Origin of the sequence: Chitinimonas arctica (genome assembly GCF_007431345.1) — a bacterium.
GTDB classification, from domain to species: domain Bacteria; phylum Pseudomonadota; class Gammaproteobacteria; order Burkholderiales; family Chitinimonadaceae; genus Chitinimonas; species Chitinimonas arctica.
The window spans coordinates 967167-983843 of sequence record NZ_CP041730.1 but is presented as its reverse complement, the minus strand read 5'-3'; the positions used below and the strand labels follow the sequence as shown (position 1 = coordinate 983843).

Sequence of the window (16677 nt, the reverse complement as noted above, 5' to 3'; positions counted from 1 at the left end):
GGGACAAAGTGCGCTGTCGCACATACAGTCACGCCCAATCAGGCGATAAGAGCATAGGGACGAAAATTCTGTTCCAGGCCCCGGCCATCCGCGCTATTGAACGAACGCGTGGCTCTTACTACGGATGGGTCCATGCTGACAATCGCTGCCGATGTGGCTGATGGTGTTACCGACCTGGGCGAAAAGCCGGCCGGCAAGGAAGGTGTAGCCGATTTCCAGCGCCAAGCCACGCTAGTCAAGACCGGTGCCTTGCAGGACGCCATCTTCAACAGTGCTTACTTCTCCTGTATCGCGACGGATGAAAAAGGCGTCATCCAGATTTTCAATATCGGTGCCGAGCGCATGCTGGGGTACGCGGCCGCCGATGTCATCAACCTCATTACCCCTGCGGAATTCTCCGACCCACAAGAATTGGTCACGCGCGCCGCGGCGCTCAGCGTGGAATTCGACCGGCTGATCACGCCCGGTTTCGAGGCGCTGGTGTACAAGGCCGCGCGTGGGATTGAGGACATTTACGAGCTGACGAAGGTTCGTCGGGATGGCAGCCGTTTCTCCGCCATGATTTCAGTGACGGCGCTGCGGGACGTGGCCGACAACATCATCGGCTACCTTTTGATCGGTACCGACAATACGGCTCGCAAACAAGTCGAATTGGACCGCACGCTGCTTGACCAGCGGCTGCGCGACCAACAGTTCTATACGCGCTCGCTGATCGAATCGAATATCGACGCGCTGATGACGACCGATCCGCAAGGCATCATCAGCGATGTAAACCAGCAAATGATGACGCTGACCGGGCGGACCCGCGACGAGCTGATCGGCGCGCCCTGCAGTAATTTCTTTACCGATCCGATCCGCGCCGACGCCGCCATCAAACGCGTCCTGACCGAGAACAAGGTAAGCAACTATGAACTGACCGTCCAGGCCCTGGATGGTGCGGAAACGGCGGTGTCCTATAACGCCGCGACTTTCTACGACCGCAACCGCAAGCTGCAAGGCGTCTTCGCGGCCGCGCGCGATGTGACCGAGCGCAAGCGCTTTGAGCTGGCGCTGCAAGAGAAGAATGGCTGGGAACACGCCAGCCGCATGAAATCGGAGTTCCTGGCCACCATGTCGCACGAACTGCGGACGCCCCTGAATGCCATCATCGGCTTTTCGGAGGTGCTCAAGGACGGCTTGATCGGTCAGATGAGCGACGTCCAGCAGGAATACATAGGCGACATATTCAGCAGCGGCCAGCATTTGCTCTCGCTGATCAATGACATCCTGGACTTATCCAAGGTCGAGGCGGGCATGATGACGCTGGATCTCGAGGCAGTCGACTTGAATAGCCTGTTGCTGAACAGCTTGTCCATCGTCCGGGAAAGGGCGGCGGGCCAACGTATCCATCTCGAGCTGGAAGCGGGCGAAGATCTGGGCATGCCCCAGATGGATATGCGCAAGACCAAGCAGATTGTCTACAACCTGCTGTCCAATGCCGTCAAATTCAGCGCGCGCGGGGGGCGAGTGACCTTGTATGCGCGCCGTGTTGCGCGAAGCGCGGTCGGTACGCTGACCGGTGTTTGGCCGGTGCATAACTTTCCCTTAGCCGAAAATACTTACCAGGATTTCCTGGAAATATGCGTCAGCGATAACGGTATCGGCATCTCGTCGGAAGACATGGCGAAACTGTTCCAGGCTTTCAGCCAGATCGACAGCGGCTTGTCGCGTCGATTCGAAGGTACCGGACTGGGTTTGGCGATGGTCAAGCAACTGGCCGAACTACACGGCGGTACGGTCGCGGTGACCAGCGCGCAAGGCGAGGGCGCCCGCTTTGCCGTCTGGTTGCCTTTGCGCACGCTGGCGCATACCGCGGCTTCCTCTGCCGAAGCCGCGGTCATAGCGACCGTCCATGCCACGGAGCGCTTCGCCCTGGTCATCGAGGACCACGATCAGACGGCCGATCTGGTGCGGCTCCTGCTCGAAGCCGAAGACTTTACCGTGCTACGGGCATCGAGCGCCGAGGCGGCCCTGCGTTTGGTGCCGCAACAAGCCCTCAGCCTGATCACGCTGGACCTTCAATTGCCCGGCATCAATGGCTGGGAGTTTCTCCGCCAAATCCGGGAGAGCAGTGTGCTGGCGCATGTACCGGTGGTGATCATGACCGGTTCGTCCGATAGCAATATGGCCCTCGCCGGCGGTGCCGCGGCAGTACTGCAAAAGCCGATCAGCCGAGCCCAATTGAAAGCGGCCCTGGCCGATCTGGGCCTGCACCCCATCCCGGCGCGCACCCACACGGTGCTGGTGGTCGACGACGATCCCAAGGAAGTCGAACTGATTGCTGCTTTCCTGCCCGGACCGGCCTATGCGGTCGTACGCGCCTACGGCGGCGACGAAGCGATCACGCTGGCGCAGCGATTGAGACCTGACTTGATTCTGCTGGATCTGGTCATGCCGGATGTAAGCGGCTTTGAGGTAGTCGACGCGCTCCAGAGCAGTCCCAATACGATGGGTATTCCTATCCTGGTGATCACCGCCAAGCAGATTACCGAGGCAGACCGCATCGCGCTCAATTGCCATCCGGGCAAAGCCATTCAAATCGTCGAAAAGGCCGGGTTCAGTCATGCCCGCTTTATCAGGGAAGTGAGGCGCGCATTGCTGCCTCATGCCGAAAGAACCACATATGACCAAAGTATTAGTGATTGAAGACAACCCGGCGAATATGAAGCTGGCCTGTCTGCTATTGAAAACCGCCGGCCATACGGTGCTATGCGCGACGGATGCCGAAGAAGGTTTGGTCCAAGCGCGCAGGGAACTGCCCGACCTGATCCTGCTGGACATCCAATTGCCCGGTATGGATGGGCTGGCCGCAACCGCCGAGTTGAAACACGATCCGGTCACGGCCGGTATACCCGTCGTGGCACTGACTGCCATGGCGATGAAGGAAGATAGGGAGAAAACCAGGTTGGCTGGCTGTGATGCCTACCTGGCCAAACCACTGCGGTACGCCGATCTGTACGCGGTGATCGATGCCCTCCTCCTTAAAACGGACATCCCGCCACCATGACTAGCCCAGCCATCATCCTGGTCGTTGACGATGAAGTCCGCAATTGCAGGTTGGTTGAAGCGATGCTGCGATCGGAAGGCTATGTGACCAGCTGCGCCACCAGCGGTGAAGCCGCATTGGCGGAAATCAAGCAGTGCCCACCGGATTTGATCCTGCTCGACATCGTGATGCCAGGCATGGATGGTTACCAGTTGGCCGGCCTGCTCAAGGCCAATCCGGCCACCGCCAGCATCCCCATCATCATGGTGACCGCGCAAATCGATCGCCGCGCCCACATGGCGGGTCTGGATGCCGGTGCGGAAGAATTCTTGACCAAGCCCATCGACCGGGCCGAGTTGCGGCTCAGGGTCCGCAATCTACTGCGATTGAAGTCATACAACGATTTCTTGCAGAACCATAACGTCATCCTGGAGCAGCAGGTACTGGCGCGTACCGCCGATTTGCAGCGCTTCCGTTCCGCGCTGGATACCACGGCGGATGCCATCTTTCTGATCGATCGCGGCACCATGCGCTTTATCGAGGCCAACGCCACCGCCTGCAATATGCTCGGCTATACGCGCGAAGAATTGCTCAGGCAAGGCCCGGAACAAATAGGTTTTGCCACGCTGGAAGAGCTGGAGCGTGTGTATGACTCGATCATCGCGGATAACCTTGGCAACGATCTGACCGAAATCGAAATACGGCGCAAGGATGGTTCCCGCCTGGAAGTGGAGTTGCGGTGCCAGGCGCAACGCTTTGGCACGCAATTGATCATCGTCGGCGTATTGCGCGATATCACCGAGCGCAAAGCCGCTGAACAGCAACTCTATCGCCTGACCCAACTGCGCCTGAGCGAGGCAGCCACCCAGGTCGCCATTCTCAATGCGCTACCCGCCAATATTGCCTTGCTCGATACGCAAGGGACCATCGTCTCGGTGAACGAGGCATGGCGCCGGGTTGCCAGCACAAACCTGCTGCAAGGCCAGACCTACGGGATCGGGCTGAACTACCTGGCTAGTTGCGACAGCGCAAAAGGCAATGAAGCCGCTGTGGCGCAAAAGGTGGCGGCCGGTATTCGTTCGGTGCTGGCGGGAGAGGTCAAGCACTTCGCCATTGAATATCCTAGTCACTTACCCAGCGAACGGCGTTGGTTCCTGTTGATGGTATCCCCGCTGGCGGACGATGGTTCGAATGGCGCGGTGGTCATGTACCTGGATGTGACGGCAGAGCGGCAGGCCAAGGAAAGTCTGGAAGCCAGCGAATTGCGCTTCCGCCAAATGGCCGAAAACATCCGCGATGTGTTTTATCTGATTGAAGCGGACAGCAACAGCGTGCTGTATGTCAGCCCCGCCTACCAGGATATCTGGGGCCGCAGCTGCGAAAGCCTGTACGCCTGCCCTGGGTCGTGGATCGAAGCACTCCATCCCGATGACCGGGCAGCGACCTACGAGAAGTATAAGCAAGGCATGGCGGCCGGATCCTATGAATTCGAATACAGGGTAGTAAGGCCGGACGGCTCCATTCGCTGGGTAAAAACCAAGGGTTATCCGGTTCGCGACGATGCCGGCAAGATGATACGCATCTGCGGCGTGGCCGAAGATGTTACCGAACAGATGTTGGCCTCGCAGGCGCTGCGTGAGAGCGAGCGCCGCTTCCGCGACCTGCTCGGTAGTGTGCAACTCGTTTCCGTGATGCTGGATCTCGAGTCCCGGATTACCTATTGCAACGACTACTTGCTACGCGTAACGGGCTGGCAGCGGGAGGAGGTGATCGGCGCCGACTGGTTCGAGCTGTTCGCGCCATCGGCGCTTGGCGACATGAGGCAGGTCTTCATGACGCTGCTCGCCAATCTGCCTGAGGCATCGCATCACGAGAACGAGATACTCACCCGGGCCGGGGAGCGGCGTCTGATACGCTGGAACAGTTCGGTACTCCGCTCAGGCGTGGGCGACGTGATCGGTACGGCCAGCATCGGTGAGGACATCACCGAGCAAAAGCGGGCCGAACTGGAAATTCTGGATCTCACCGTCAAATTGGAGCAACGGGTCCTCGATCGTACCGCTGATCTGGAACAGGCCCGCAATGAGGCAAATTTGGCCAGCCAGGCCAAGTCCAGCTTTCTGGCCACCATGAGCCATGAGATTCGCACGCCGATGAATGGGGTGATCGGCATGGTGGATATCTTGCAGCAGACCTGCCTGCAAGACTACCAAACGGAGATGGTCGATCTGATCCGCGATTCGGCCTATTCCCTGCTAACGATCATCGACGACATTCTCGATTTTTCCAAGATAGAAGCCGGCCGCCTGGAAATTGAGTCCAGCCCCATCTCGGTGACCGAGGTGGTTGAGAAGGCCTGCGCCATGCTGGCGCCCTTGGCAGCCAGAAAGAGCGTGGAATTGGCATTGTTTGTCGATCCCACGCTGCCCGCCACCGTCCTGGGCGATGGCTTGCGCTTGCGCCAGGTGTTGTTGAACCTGGTCGGGAATGCCATCAAATTCTCCAGCGGCCGCGAACAATGCGGACAGGTGGAAGTCAGCATGGTGCCCACCGAGCGGAGCGCGACACACCTGGCGCTCACCGTGCAGGTGCGCGACAACGGGATAGGGATGGATGAGGAGACGCAGGCACGCCTGGTCTCCGCATTCAGCCAGGCCGATACCTCGACGACCCGGCGTTTTGGCGGGACCGGACTGGGACTGGTGATTTCACGCCGCTTGGTGGAGCTGATGAAGGGCGACTTAACCCTGCATAGCAGGGCGGGGCAGGGTGCCGCCTTCACGGTGAACCTGCGGTTCGAGATACCGGCCGACGAGGCGAATGCAAGCAACCCGGTCTCTGAAGTGGCAGGGCTGGCCTGCCTGGTGGTGGGCGGTGCGAGCAGCCAAGCCGCGCATATCGCTACCTATCTATCCCATGGCGGCGCGCGCGTAGAACGGTCCGCCACGCTGGTCGAGGCACAGCGCTTGCAGGCACGGCTGCCGGCCGGGTGCTGGATATGGGTCGTCGATGATGCGGATATCCCTTCGTCGCAACACGATCATGCCGCCATGCGCTTGCAGAATCCGGCGCAGGACATTCGTAGGATCACCATTGCGCGTGGCGCACATCATGCCCTGCCGGACCAGTTCCCGGACCAGTTCCCGGACCAGGTACGGTTGGACGGCAATGTCCTTACCTACCGCCGATTGCTGCATGCCGTGGCATCGGTGGCGGGCAGGGTTGCCGAAAAGGCAGTGTCGCAGCAGGCGAAGCCGCCCTGCCAGAAGGAGGAGGCATTCAGCCCCCCTGCGCATGGCGACGCGCTTCGCCAGGGCCGGCTTATCCTGGTGGCTGAGGACAATGAGACCAATCAGAAGGTGATCTTGCGCCAGTTGGCCTTGCTGGGCTTTGCCGCGGATGTGGCTGCAACCGGGCGTATTGCGCTCGCATGTTGGCAAAGCGGCAATTACGCGCTTTTGCTGACCGATTTGCATATGCCTGAGATGGACGGCTACGAACTTGCTACCACGATTCGGGCGCTGAAGGATGGCACCAGTCGCCGTCCCATCGTGGCACTCACCGCCAATGCGCTTAAGGATGAAGCCGATCGCTGCCGGGCTGCCGGTATGGACGGTTATCTGAGCAAACCGGTGCAATTGGCGGATCTGCAAGACATTCTTGCCGCGTGGCTACCCGCTGACCCGTCTTACCCCTTGCCGCAAATCCCTCCCATTGCTGCTGGCGCACCGGCGGCGGATGTGCGCGTACTGGCCAGCCTGGTCGGTGACGATCCGGCCGTGCTCCTGGAATTCCTGACCGATTTCAGGGCCGCTGCCATCGTCATTGCGCAGGCATTAAAGATAGCCTGTGCCAAGCAACACTTGGCACAGGCCAGTGAGCAAGCCCACAAATTGAAGGCTGCCGCCCGCAGTATCGGCGCGGCGGTGCTCGGAGAGCTATGTGAACAGATCGAGGTCGCCTGCAACGCAGGCAATACCGAAGCGGTGGCGGGCTTATTGCCACTGTTCGAGCGTGAGCTCGAAAAGGTATATGCCTACCTGGACGCCGGCCCCATTTTGCATCCGGTGCAGCACCTCTACTGACGGCAATATGGCCGCACGAGCAAGACCGCCGTCGCAAGCTGTGTAGCTATCCGGTTACCGAGTTCATGTTGGCAATGAGCTTGGGTGTGGATTTCGGATACCAATCGTAGCCGGGTAAACCGGTCTACAGAGGTTCCGAATGTACAAAATTCCACGACAAAGCTACACCACCGAATTCAAGCAAGAAGCCGTCCGCCTGGTCGAAGTCGAAGGTAAGACCCCCGCTCAGGTTGCGCGCGACTTGGGCATATCCGAGCAGACGCTTGCCAACTGGCGCAAGGCCCACAAGGCCGGGAAGATGGCGACAGGTTCCGGCAAGCCCGTCACACCAGAGCAGATGGAACTGTCACGCCTGCGTGCCGAGAATTCCCGCCTGAAGATGGAGCTCGAAATTCTGGAAAAAGCCACGGCGTATTTCGCGAAAAAGTCGCAGTGAAGTACGCCGTGATTGACCAGATGCGCAAACACTATCCCTTGCAGTCGCTCTGCAAAGTGCTGTCCGTCAGCACGAGCGGCTTCGCCGATTGGCAGGCCTGTGGCGGCCCGACACACTGGCTTTCTGACACGCAGTTGCTCGCGCTAATCCGCAGCGTGCATGCCGAATGCCAGGGTGCCTATGGCTCACCGCGCATCTTCCAGGAACTCAAATCCAGAGGGCATCCGGTAAGCAAGGCACGCATCCAGCGCTTGAAGCAGAAGCACAGCATTCGTGCGCGCCACAAGCGGCGTTACAAGGCGACGACCAACAGTAAGCACTCCCTACCGTTTGCATCCAACGTGCTGGATCGACAATTCAGCACGAGGACTCCAAACGCTTCAAAACGAAACGGTTTGACGGGTAAATTCGTTTGGGCTGAACGCCACTGGAGCGGCTAGCGCAACTGGGGAAACTGCTGAAAGCCTTGTGCCATAAGGCTTTACGGGGAGCTGTGGGAGAGGGTCTGCACAACTAGGCCGATAGGAAACGAAACCGACGAAAAACTTGGTAACTAGCTGGATCGCGCGGGTATGCCCACCCGCAGGGGACGCAGATCGGCAGGGGCCCCAGCCATTGGAATAATCCGCGCGTTAATTCCTAGTTCGAGAACGTCGAAGTCAGCCCCATGAAGACCATACTGCTATTCGTTGCGACCACGCTTGCCGAGATTGACACCCCCACCTTTCGCTCACGTGGCACCGACCGCCTCTTCTCATACACTGAATACGGAAACGACCCGCCGTACAACACAAGTGCCAAAGAAGTTAGCTCTTGCTTGCAGGACAGTTAAGGATGCACTTAGATGGCTAAGGACAGTGCTTCTAAGCACTGTGAGAAGAATGGCCAGCTCAAGACCAGCAGGCAGAGGGAGAGCATAGTGCGGGCTGCAGGTCTAGGACACATGAAACCGAATGAGTTTATGCCCCATTCCCTTCCTATTTCCGCCATTGCTGGCGCGCCTCACAGGTTCTTCTCAGCGTACATGAAATGCCCCCCAATAAAGCAGCCGGGCGTAACAGTGTCACAAGCGCGCGGGGTGCTAAATAGCATACGGCAATTTGGCCAAAAATTTCATTTAGCCCACCAACGCAACCACCACTAATTTCTTGGGTTCAGCGATGCCATTTAATCTTGATGTAGTTATAGACAGCCCTCCTGATGAACATGTGGATATGAAAGCCGCATTGGAGACCTTGCAGGGAGCATCCACAGCCACTAGATTGATAGCGGAAACTATCCTAGAAGAAAAGGTACCCAAGCACCTCACACACAAAGGTAAAGTAAGGACCAGCCTAAAACAAAGCTTCAAGGGGTCATATGGACATGAATTTTGCATCGAAATTTATGATGAAAACCTAAAGAAAAAATTTTCCAGAATTGGAAAGGCAACATTTGTAGAGATGCTCACCTATTTTATAAGCGAATCACTTTATTTGGAATCAAAAGCTCTTTCTGAAAAATCCCAGAAAATCATCGATCGCCTCAAGGGGACTGCTGAGGCCTTAATCGAACAGCTCAGGGTTTCAGCCTTAAAGGATATTCACACAATATCAACTAATTTTGATCGCGACGTTAAAATAAGGTTCCGGGAAAATAGATACGAACAGACCATCATTGGAGTTTTCAATCAAACAACCGCAAGGGTGCTTCATACGACCGAATCAATCAAAGTTGAAACTCTTTTAGTTGGCATTACGCGACTGAATATACATACAGGCAATGGACGCCTAATAGTCAAAGGTGAAAGCGAAACCGTTGCATTTGGCTTCACAATTCAATACAAGCAAGTAAGACTTACTGCCAAGAAAATCTTCTCTGAAAATCTAGATCACAACAACGGACTAGAGGAAGAGCAATGGAAGTATCTCAGAATTACCACTACACCCCTTCTTCTAAAGGACGGGAAAATCATTAAATACATAATCCGTAGCGTCGCCCATGCAGAATAAATATGCAATTGTTGCTGCTGCAATACTTTTCACTATTGTCACTGCGGCCTATGCCATAAATTTTATTGGCTATCCAATCTCCGAGAAGCCGGAGGCTTGGGGGCAGCTCGGCGACTACATTGGTGGCTTATTAAACCCAGTTTTAAGTTTTATTTCCATAATCCTACTCATCAAATCCCTTAGCCTGCAAATTGAAGCAAACAAAGGATTGGAAGCCGAGCTAAATAATAACGAAAAGAGAGAAAAAATTCGCGCTTTTGAAAGCTTGTTCTTTAGCATGATCGACTCTCAAAAAGAGCTATTTAAATCCTTTAGCATTTTACCGGACCCGAATAATACCCAAAGTATCGCTTCCGGGTCAGAGGCGGTTATAAAAATCGAAGACCGAATAGAGGAAATACAAAAGAACGAAGCGCATCAAGACGAGCTAATGAACTATCTTGATTTTATCGATCAAAAAGATCAAATATTTAACAACACTAGATCTTTCTACATAATAGTGAAATTGATTTCAGAGAGACTGAGTAACGAAAATGGTTTCTCAATCAAAGATCGAGAAATCTATCTAAAGGCACTTATCAATTTTACGGATTTTTCTCAAATAAGATTAATTATTATTAGTGGATTTTTTGAGAGCTTCTATTCGGTGAGGTATTTAAAATCAAATGATGAACTTAAAAATGCAATGAGTGAAGTGGGGCTATCGTTTGATCTCTACCAATCAAAACCCACACCTTTTTCCGACGAAGTAGGCATGGAATTTACGGAATGAATTAATCACCTCACACGCCATTCAAAAAATCAGCCGATCACTGCGTCAACTTCCGGCGGTCTCCTAAATGCTCAGCTCGGTAGTAAGCAGCCCAAACTTTGTTGCGTTGAGCATGCGCAAGCTGGCGCTCGACAATGTTGTGATCAAACCCCTCCTCGTTAGCACTGTGTAGGCCAGGGCACGGAAGTCATGAGGCGTAGCCGTGTCCTGATAGGCCATACGACCCATCGTATAGCCGAGAGTGTTCTCGGGCAATATGCCTTTTGATATTCGTATGACATCCAACCTTTCGGTCATATGGCGCCGGCCCCTTCTCTTCAAACCCCGAAGGCGGAAACAAAAAAGCCCGCGCAGTGTGAACTGAGCGGGCCTAGGCGTAACTTCCTTCGGAAAGTAGCAAAACTATACCTGATTTGTACGAGCCTGTAAATCACAGCGGTAATATTAGCGGGAATGTCGGTTGGATCTATATCGGTGAGGGGGGCGGACAAATTTGAGGGAGTTGGTTCTCCGCATCACTGGCAGGCTGTTGAGTACCTTGAAAATCAACAGGCCATTTTTTATACCCAAGTTGCGCAGCTCCAGCCACCTCGAATGGTCGTATCCGTAAACCATTGATGTTTCTTTTTACTGCATCTACATGTTCAGCATCTGCCCATTTTTCCAATAGCGCGCAAACATTATTTCCCCAACTTACATTTTGAGGCGTTGGCATCCATGTATCCCCATTGATTAAATTCACCTTGCCAGCCCTCAATACTTCAATAACAAAGGTTGCGCACGTTAACCCATCGCTCCCCTTTGGGGGCTTATAACTCGCATTCGCCTGAAAAGAACCCCTCGCCGCTAAAAAATTTATACCATAGCTAATCTTAGGACACTTGGTGGCTACCGCGCGAATGAAAGCAACAAGCTGTTTTGACGCTAACGGCGGAATAACAAGAACATCAGCAGCCCAGCATGATTTGCGAGAAAAATCTGGGATTTCTTGCATTTCTAGTCTGTGATGCCAAGCCAGATGCATTATTTTCGCACCCGCTTTCGCTGTATGAAAGCCAATGCCAATATGACCACCCCCAAAATCACTGTGGGAAATGGCGATCACTACTTGATCAGCCGAAAACTGAACATCATTGAGATTTTGAAAGGCCACAATAAAGCCTCAAATCATTCCAAAAAGTACATCCGCTGGATCCAGGCCTGCTAAGTCGGCCGCACCTTTTGCCACTTGCAATGCTGCATTCCAGCCAATGACTTCGCAACTCCACGTGGAGGTTGCTCGAAGGAGTGCGGCTAAATGCTCTGCCTGCACGCATTGTGAAGTAAGCGTAGTTAGCACAAGCTTCTGTGGTCCAAATTCAGCAATAAACTCCAGACCAGCCTCAACCGTTTCAGTGAGTGAGTCAACATCTGTAGCCGCTTCCGGGTTCATCACCAGTCGCTGCCACCGCTCTCGTGCAGCCTCGAGTTTTAACGCTTTCTCGACAATAATAATAGCCGCCTGCTGAATATCACCAAAGCTGCCATATTGGTAGGCGCTTCCGTACAATTGATTCGTCTTTGGGCCGCACACTCGCTCCTGATGGCCCCGCACCATGCGATGCTCATAGCTATGTCCTGTGGAACTTTCCACTTCCATAGAACATGTGTCAAATAGTGCTAGGGCGGAGCGCATTATGCAACCTTTCGGTAATTGCTCGACGAAACAATGCGCCCGCATATGAGTGCAATGATTCCAACAAAGACTCCAATGCGCTTATTTTCTTAAATGCATCAACATCCAAATTCTCTTCTTTATAAAAATCCGCGTCAATTAAAAACGCACGATCTTGACCATTTACCGACACTAGCACACTACTTTGAAGTAAAAGCATTGCCCCGTCCAGCTTTAATAAAGATTGCGATAAAAAATTTTCGACTTCCTCATCAGATGCAATTTGTCCGACAGCTAATGCATTTGGAGAAAGTGGCCCAAGCAGAAACGGTTGGATTAATTCGTGCCACGGAACGTCCTCCAAACCGATTGGCCCGCGCTCAATCACGTCCTTATAACGCAAGCCAAGTCTTAGTGGTAAAGCGGCGGGGTGTCTTTCAAAAAATATTTGGCAGGCGTTCAAAATTCGGGGTAGATAATCACTCCAGCCTGAGTACTTATAGCATGTGAGTGCTACAAATTCAGAGCACAAGGAAATCCGCCATACGCCGTCTAGTGAATTAAAACGATAGATGTGGGTCTCAGGAAGAGGCACTGGAGCTTTTGCTGCGGCTTCGTGTGGCGTAAGTTGTCGAATATAGCCAAATGAAATTTCTTCTGTACATGTCGGATAGCCAGCAGCCGTAAACGCTGCTTTAAGCTCCTCGACCTCCTCCTCGGAAAGATCGGGCAGCTTCTCGAATCTAGCTTGGCACACAACCTCTGCAAGCGGATTGTGGGCGTACAACACTCGCTGGGAGGGCTCAATTTTCATGGTTTGACTCTGTTCGTCCATCCTGGGCGGAGGTGAAATTTCTCAATGTAATACAAAGCCGCTTATCCTCGCCCCTTCCTCGCCTACCTGAGCACGTGCCTACCTTCGGAAAACACTCCTAAAATGTGCCAGAGCACGATCCAGGAAGCTATTGAACATCAAACAGCAGAGCTACACAACTGAGTGTCTAGTAAGATTTAGAAAATTCAAGGCGTGAGCGACAAACGTTCGGATCTTTGGCTGATAGGTGGGAGCGTGGGTAATTCAGACTACATATACTGTACTCCCCGACAGCGAAAGATCGAGCGATACCACATCCGGCGTTAAGTGCTCGTAGAGCCGCTCCATGGCCTGGTTCTCCAACTCCACCACCCGCCCACGTACCCGCTTGTAGACATCCGCGAAGGTTGTATGCGCCATCCCCAGCTTAGCTGCCACCTCGCGATAGCTGCCTTCCACCACCCGACGATCTGACACTCGCGCGACGATGAGATCGATGGTGTCGCGGTTGTAGCGGCCGAATGAGGGTGCCAGGTATTCAGATAGCGCCCGGATGGCCTCATAGCGAACCGGCGAGAACAGGAAGCGGCGCTTGCCGTTTTCTTCGACGCGCTCGGCCGGCTCATAGCGGGCCACGATGGCGCAGCGCTCTGCCCAGGGGAGATGGTCGTCCACCATCTGGCGAATCATGGCGCATTGCGCACGCACCTCGATACGGTCCAGACCACTGAAATCTACCGAGGCGTTCGTCGCGCCGGGCTCTTCCCAGATACCCAGATCCATCATGATGCGACGCAGTGCTTTGGTCATGGCGCTTTCGGCGCCAATCTCGTAAGCCTGGATGGTGTAGGCGAAATGCAGTGCTTGCGGCACGCTCTTAAAAATTGCCATCAGCGGGCCTCCTTGTTGCGTTGTCCATAAAGTTGGGTGGCGATGTTCGCCAGGTGCAGCCGGTCCCAGTCATCCCGGATATCGTCCAATCGCACCACGACGACACCTTGCTTGTGCCAGGCGGCAGCGCGCAGTTGCTTCAGCTCGGCATCGCCGGCCGGGCCAGTCGCGGCATGGCTAGCCAGGCTGCTACGGACAGCCTTATGCGGAGTCATCATGCTGCCTCCACTTCCAGCGCCTGGATGGAGACGGCCACACCGGGCAGCTCGCCATAGCGCTTCTGTTTGCACACGTCGACCACCTGCACGTCATCGCGCCAGGCCACGTCGTTCAGCCCGTCGAAGATCGCCTTTTCGACGTTGTCGATATCGGGCTTGGCGGTCGGCAGCACGCGGCCAGCGAGGGCATGCTCGCGGCGCCGCTTGGACCAGGAACGCGGTACCGAGACGGTAATGTGCATGGTTACTACGACAGCGCCGTCCAGGGGCGCAGCGCCATTCATAGCCTGCGAAGCGGTGTGGGCGACCAAGCCCTCATAGGCGACAGTCTTCTCCGGGGTCTTGATCCCGGCCTTGTTACCCCAGCGCACGATACGACCGCGGCCTTTGCCTTGTGGCTCGCCGGGTACAGTAAAACTCAGTGTCTTTAGATCCATATTGCTTTCTGTAATTATCGGGTTCATGCCCATTGCGGCCCCATTTTCGGGAGGCTGACCGCATAGCCCGTTTCAGTGAAGGCGCCGCACCGGGCTGCCCAGGCGGTCGGATTCGGCGGGCCAGTGAGCGAGCCAGGCATATAGGGCGTGCCATCCGCCCTATGCACCCGACCACGCAGGATGGCGCCGCAATTGGCGAAGGCCGATAGTTCGGCGCAGCGACGGCAATCCGGACTCATCCGGCCACCTTGACCAGTCCAAGCGCTACCCAGCGGCGCAAGGTCCGGCTTTGGGCGCGGCGTAGATACCAGTCCTTCTCACCCGGCGCGAAGGCATGCCGTACCCGGCCGTCGACGGCGTCATGGCATTCCCAGCAGCCGAATGCGGCGCTGATGTCGTCCGCTTTCAGCCCCATGCCATGGCTTTCATCCGGCAGATGGCACAACACCACGGTATCGGTGCGCCCCTGGCATACGCCTGCGATCTGGAAGGTGCAGTCTTCGCCCTGGGCACTGCCGCGCAGTTTCCTGCTGTGGATGCTCATCGGCCGACCTCCTGCATCCAGACCGGTGCGGACCAGCGCACATCGCGCTCGGCCCCAAAGGCGTACATCAGCTCGAACATATCGCTGAACCAGCGCTTCGATTGGCGACGGGTTGACACGCCCAGGACGACGAAGCCGCCGCCCTCCAGGGCAGGTACGACACGCTGCTTTTCCAGGGCTGCCGAAAAGACGTGCTTCCACTCCTCGGCGGTTAGCCACTGGCCGTACCATTCCACCTGGCGGGCAATGTCGGCCAACATGGCCCACATCTTTTCGTTTTGCTCGCTGCTGCGGGCGTCGCCGGCCTCTACCCGCAGGCGGGCCACCACGCCAGCATCAACCAGTCCCTTCACCTGTTGCCACACCCGCAGCATGATCGGGCGCAATGCGGCTTCGGTCGGTACGCGGTATGCCATCCGGTCGCTCATGCGAAGCCCCCCTTACGTGCGGCTGGCTTGGGTTGCGCCGGTGCGCTCCAGCCCGGCGCCAGATTGCGGAAGCGGCTGTAATGACCTTCGAACACCGCCCGCACCCACTTGCCCGACTCGCCCATGCGCTGCTTCGCGATACCGATTTCCGCCACTCCCTTGTAGGGCGAGTCCGGCTGGTAGTACTCATCGCGATAGGCGAACAGGATTGTGTCGGCGTCCTGCTCGATGGAACCGGACTCGCGCAGATCGGCCATCTGCGGATGCTTGTCCATGCGCTCTTCCACCTTGCGCGACAGCTGGGATAGCGCGATCACCGGGCATTGCATCTCCTTCGCCAGGGCCTTGAGGCCGCCGCTGATCTTGGTGATCTCGTTCACGCGGTTTTCAGTGCCGGGGTGCTGCATCAATTGCAGGTAATCCACCACGATGAGGCCGAGACTGCCGTGCTTGCGATGCAACTTGCGGCACTTGGCGCGCACCTGGGCAACTGTCAGCGCAGGCCGGAAATCGATCTCCAGCTTCAGCGTGTCGATCTTGCCCAACGCGGCCACCATGCAGTGCTGCTCGTCCTCGGTCAGCTCAGCGCGCATCAGCCCGCCAAGGTTCACGCTGCCTAGGCTGGCGATCTGGCGCATGCCCAGTTGTTCGCGGCCCATCTCCATGCTGAAGACCGCTACCGGGGCACGTTCGGCAAGGCGCTCTGCGATGTTCATCGCCAGCACGGTCTTGCCCATACCAGGCCGGCCCGCAAGGATCACCAGATCGCCAGCACGGAAGCCACCACCGAGCGCGGCATCCAGTTCGCTCAAACCAGTCTGCACACCACGGGGTTTGTCACCAGCCTCCAGAATCGCCTGGATTTCCAGCACGGCACTGTGGGCTACCTGGGTGGCGGTCAGGGTGTCGGCATCGCTAGCGTCGGTATCCGCCAGCGATTCGATCTGTGCCGCCACGCTTTGCAGCACTTCGGTCGGCGAATGCTCCCAGTCGCCCGCTTCCAGCCGTTCAACCAGCGAGGACGCGGCCGAGATGCCACCACGCATCATCGCCTTCTCGACGATGATCTCGGCGTAGTGCTTCACGTTCGCGGAGCCGACCGAGTTGCGCACCAGCGAGGAAAACCAAGCCAGACCGCCCAGGTCATCGAGTTCGCCGCGCCGTTCCAGCACTTCCGCCACGGTCACCACATCGATGGGGCGGTTGTCGTGGAACAGGCCCAGCATGACCGAGTAGACCAGGGCGCATTCCGGCAGGAAGAAATGGCGCGGCAGCAGCTGGTCGGCAAGGTTGTCCAGGGCGTAGCTGTCGATCAGCAGGCCAGCGATCAGCGCGGTCTCGGCGTGTTCGCTGAACAGCACCGGCAGCGGGGGAAGGGTCAT

At 56.2% G+C, this 16677-nt stretch carries 16 protein-coding genes; 7 read left to right on the top strand and 9 right to left on the bottom strand.

Features of this window, described 5'->3' with window-relative positions:
• Positions 1-132: 132 nt before the first annotated feature.
• The 7 genes from FNU76_RS04355 to FNU76_RS04325 all read left to right on the top strand — a co-directional run bounded on the left by FNU76_RS04355 (position 133) and on the right by FNU76_RS04325 (position 10309).
• Entirely contained in the window at positions 133-2685 is a 2553-nt protein-coding gene (locus FNU76_RS04355; protein WP_143856572.1) for a response regulator, read from the top strand.
• Positions 2663-3046: a response regulator gene (locus FNU76_RS04350; RefSeq protein ID WP_143856571.1), complete on the top strand. Its 384-nt coding sequence runs from the start codon at positions 2663-2665 to the stop codon at positions 3044-3046. Before FNU76_RS04355 ends, FNU76_RS04350 begins: the two co-directional genes overlap by 23 nt.
• On the top strand, positions 3043-7110 hold the full coding sequence (locus tag FNU76_RS04345) for a PAS domain S-box protein (RefSeq protein WP_143856570.1): 4068 nt from the start codon (positions 3043-3045) through the stop codon (positions 7108-7110). Before FNU76_RS04350 ends, FNU76_RS04345 begins: the two co-directional genes overlap by 4 nt.
• A gap of 139 nt (positions 7111-7249) precedes the next feature.
• The gene (locus FNU76_RS25175) at positions 7250-7546 is read left to right on the top strand and encodes a transposase (RefSeq protein WP_143856569.1); all 297 of its coding nucleotides are present in this window, start codon (positions 7250-7252) and stop codon (positions 7544-7546) included.
• The gene (locus FNU76_RS25170) at positions 7543-7986 is read left to right on the top strand and encodes an IS3 family transposase (protein ID WP_143856568.1); all 444 of its coding nucleotides are present in this window, start codon (positions 7543-7545) and stop codon (positions 7984-7986) included. Before FNU76_RS25175 ends, FNU76_RS25170 begins: the two co-directional genes overlap by 4 nt.
• 720 nt (positions 7987-8706) lie before the next feature.
• The gene (locus tag FNU76_RS04330) at positions 8707-9537 is read left to right on the top strand and encodes a hypothetical protein (protein ID WP_143856567.1); all 831 of its coding nucleotides are present in this window, start codon (positions 8707-8709) and stop codon (positions 9535-9537) included.
• Positions 9527-10309, top strand: coding sequence for a hypothetical protein (locus tag FNU76_RS04325; RefSeq protein WP_143856566.1), 783 nt, complete (start codon positions 9527-9529; stop codon positions 10307-10309). The genes FNU76_RS04330 and FNU76_RS04325 overlap by 11 nt, the downstream gene beginning before the upstream one ends.
• A 466-nt stretch (positions 10310-10775) precedes the next feature.
• On the opposite strand, the gene FNU76_RS04315 is transcribed toward FNU76_RS04325, so the two are convergent.
• The 9 genes from FNU76_RS04315 to dnaB form a co-directional block, all read right to left on the bottom strand.
• Entirely contained in the window at positions 10776-11462 is a 687-nt protein-coding gene (locus FNU76_RS04315) for a hypothetical protein (protein ID WP_143856565.1), read from the bottom strand.
• Positions 11463-11471: 9 nt separating this feature from the next.
• Positions 11472-11984, bottom strand: a complete 513-nt coding sequence (locus FNU76_RS04310) for a hypothetical protein (RefSeq protein ID WP_143856564.1) — start codon at positions 11982-11984, stop codon at positions 11472-11474.
• Positions 11959-12777: a TIGR04255 family protein gene (locus FNU76_RS04305; RefSeq protein ID WP_179958346.1), complete on the bottom strand. Its 819-nt coding sequence runs from the start codon at positions 12775-12777 to the stop codon at positions 11959-11961. The genes FNU76_RS04310 and FNU76_RS04305 overlap by 26 nt, the downstream gene beginning before the upstream one ends.
• A gap of 264 nt (positions 12778-13041) precedes the next feature.
• Positions 13042-13668 (bottom strand): hypothetical protein, encoded by a 627-nt coding sequence (locus FNU76_RS04300; RefSeq protein ID WP_143856562.1) that lies wholly within the window; start codon positions 13666-13668, stop codon positions 13042-13044.
• On the bottom strand, positions 13668-13886 hold the full coding sequence (locus FNU76_RS04295; protein ID WP_143856561.1) for a hypothetical protein: 219 nt from the start codon (positions 13884-13886) through the stop codon (positions 13668-13670). The genes FNU76_RS04300 and FNU76_RS04295 overlap by 1 nt, the downstream gene beginning before the upstream one ends.
• A complete protein-coding gene (locus FNU76_RS04290; protein WP_143856560.1) occupies positions 13883-14323 on the bottom strand; it encodes a RusA family crossover junction endodeoxyribonuclease in 441 nt (146 codons plus the stop codon). Before FNU76_RS04290 ends, FNU76_RS04295 begins: the two co-directional genes overlap by 4 nt.
• Before the next feature lie 235 nt (positions 14324-14558).
• A complete protein-coding gene (locus tag FNU76_RS04285) occupies positions 14559-14867 on the bottom strand; it encodes a nuclease domain-containing protein (protein WP_143856559.1) in 309 nt (102 codons plus the stop codon).
• Positions 14864-15295, bottom strand: a complete 432-nt coding sequence (locus FNU76_RS04280; protein ID WP_223879217.1) for a recombination protein NinB — start codon at positions 15293-15295, stop codon at positions 14864-14866. Before FNU76_RS04280 ends, FNU76_RS04285 begins: the two co-directional genes overlap by 4 nt.
• Positions 15292-16677: a replicative DNA helicase gene (gene dnaB, locus FNU76_RS04275; protein ID WP_223879216.1), complete on the bottom strand. Its 1386-nt coding sequence runs from the start codon at positions 16675-16677 to the stop codon at positions 15292-15294. The genes FNU76_RS04280 and dnaB overlap by 4 nt, the downstream gene beginning before the upstream one ends.

Bases quoted from the DNA above. Each gene is read 5' to 3' on its own strand.
- FNU76_RS04355 (WP_143856572.1), top strand. From the start codon at position 133: ATGCTGACAATCGCTGCCGATGTGGCTGATGGTGTTACCGACCTGGGC.
- FNU76_RS04350 (WP_143856571.1), top strand. From the start codon at position 2,663: ATGACCAAAGTATTAGTGATTGAAGACAACCCGGCGAATATGAAGCTG.
- FNU76_RS04345 (WP_143856570.1), top strand. From the start codon at position 3,043: ATGACTAGCCCAGCCATCATCCTGGTCGTTGACGATGAAGTCCGCAAT.
- FNU76_RS25175 (WP_143856569.1), top strand. From the start codon at position 7,250: ATGTACAAAATTCCACGACAAAGCTACACCACCGAATTCAAGCAAGAA.
- FNU76_RS04330 (WP_143856567.1), top strand. From the start codon at position 8,707: ATGCCATTTAATCTTGATGTAGTTATAGACAGCCCTCCTGATGAACAT.
- FNU76_RS04325 (WP_143856566.1), top strand. From the start codon at position 9,527: ATGCAGAATAAATATGCAATTGTTGCTGCTGCAATACTTTTCACTATT.
- FNU76_RS04310 (WP_143856564.1), bottom strand. From the start codon at position 11,984: ATGCGCTCCGCCCTAGCACTATTTGACACATGTTCTATGGAAGTGGAA.
- FNU76_RS04305 (WP_179958346.1), bottom strand. From the start codon at position 12,777: ATGAAAATTGAGCCCTCCCAGCGAGTGTTGTACGCCCACAATCCGCTT.
- FNU76_RS04300 (WP_143856562.1), bottom strand. From the start codon at position 13,668: ATGGCAATTTTTAAGAGCGTGCCGCAAGCACTGCATTTCGCCTACACC.
- FNU76_RS04295 (WP_143856561.1), bottom strand. From the start codon at position 13,886: ATGATGACTCCGCATAAGGCTGTCCGTAGCAGCCTGGCTAGCCATGCC.
- FNU76_RS04290 (WP_143856560.1), bottom strand. From the start codon at position 14,323: ATGGATCTAAAGACACTGAGTTTTACTGTACCCGGCGAGCCACAAGGC.
- FNU76_RS04285 (WP_143856559.1), bottom strand. From the start codon at position 14,867: ATGAGCATCCACAGCAGGAAACTGCGCGGCAGTGCCCAGGGCGAAGAC.
- FNU76_RS04280 (WP_223879217.1), bottom strand. From the start codon at position 15,295: ATGAGCGACCGGATGGCATACCGCGTACCGACCGAAGCCGCATTGCGC.
- dnaB (WP_223879216.1), bottom strand. From the start codon at position 16,677: ATGACCCTTCCCCCGCTGCCGGTGCTGTTCAGCGAACACGCCGAGACC.